Genomic DNA, 1,176 nt, shown 5'->3' with positions numbered 1-1,176 from the left:
CGCGAGTTCCCGCGGCCCGGCGCCGTCCGCCTGCAGGGTCAGCTGGCACTGGGTCGGGCTGCCCAGCACGGCACGGACCTGCACGGAAACCACGGCGGCAGTTTCCGCAGCGGACAGCCGGCGCCGCCCGAGGGTGATGATGAGTTCCGGCAGCCCCTGGACCTGGCGCATGGCTCAGGCCTCGGACAGCGGCGGCACGGCCAGCGGTCCGGTGAAGTGGAAGGGATCGTCGACACCGTTGTAGGCGAGCAGCTGCTTCCAGAGCAGCGGAGTGCCGAAGGCGGCCTGGGAGAGCAGCCCGAGGTCGGTCGGGTGCACCGCTGGGACGCCGTCCGCATCCGCCTCGTCGGTACCGCTGCCGAGGACCTCGACCGAGCCGACGGCGGGGGCGGTGGCATCCACCGGAGGGAGGCGCTGTGCCAGCTCGTAGTTCTCCCCGCCGGGTTCGTCCGCGGCGGAGCCCGTGCGGACGAAGTGCAGCTTCAGCCAGGAACGCAGCGGCGAACCGTCCGGGGCGAAGCGGTCGAACCGCTCGGCGACTTCCGTGACAATCCCGGGGATGAACCAGGCCATGCCCCAGGCCAGGCACGCGAGCGGTGGCCGGCGGCGCCGGGCCGCCTCGGCCGAGTTTTCCGCGAGCTTCCAGATGGGCCGGGTCATCTGGCGCACGTCCGTAACCGGGATGTCCGCCGGGGCGAGGTCCACGTCGAAAAGCAGCTCGAGCTGCAGCTCCGTGCGGCCCCCGCCGGTGAAGAGCAGCGGGTCGTCTGCCAGCCCGGTACCGGTCAAGCGGCCTCCCGAGGAGCGCCGGGTTTCCACGCCTGCGGTCCTGGTCATCACCAGCGATTCGGGGTTGAGCAGGCAGCTGAGGTGCTCGCCGGTCTCCTCGATCAGGAACGACACGTGCTCCATCTAGCGCGCCCCCTGCTCGCCGGCCAGCCGTTCCGCCCGTGCCAGCGCTTCCAGCCACTGTCCAGGCAGCTGGCTGGCAGGCTCCGCCAGGGAGGCCCGGCCTTGTCCCGGCAGGTCCGGCCACAAGCCCGACGACGGAACCTCCTCGAGCTGCAGGGCTTCGGTTTCCGCCGCAGGAATCCCGGAAACAGCGGGTGCTGCCGTGGCCTCCGGGGCAAGGCGCCGGGTCGGCGGGGGAGGAGGAACAGCGCCGGCGGCCGCCGG

At 72.4% G+C, this 1,176-nt stretch carries 1 protein-coding gene and 1 pseudogene; both read right to left on the bottom strand.

What is annotated here, in order from left to right; genetic code table 11:
- Positions 1-174: 174 nt before the first annotated feature.
- Positions 175-912, bottom strand: coding sequence for a CIS tube protein (locus D477_RS20865; protein ID WP_005275621.1), 738 nt, complete (start codon positions 910-912; stop codon positions 175-177).
- Positions 913-1,176 (bottom strand): annotated as a pseudogene (locus D477_RS22945) (hypothetical protein); the annotation flags it as partial.

The organism is Arthrobacter crystallopoietes BAB-32, assembly GCF_000328305.2.
Taxonomy (GTDB): domain Bacteria; phylum Actinomycetota; class Actinomycetes; order Actinomycetales; family Micrococcaceae; genus Crystallibacter; species Crystallibacter crystallopoietes_A.
Note: the sequence above shows the minus strand (reverse complement) of the source record. Positions and strands in the feature narration are given on the sequence as shown.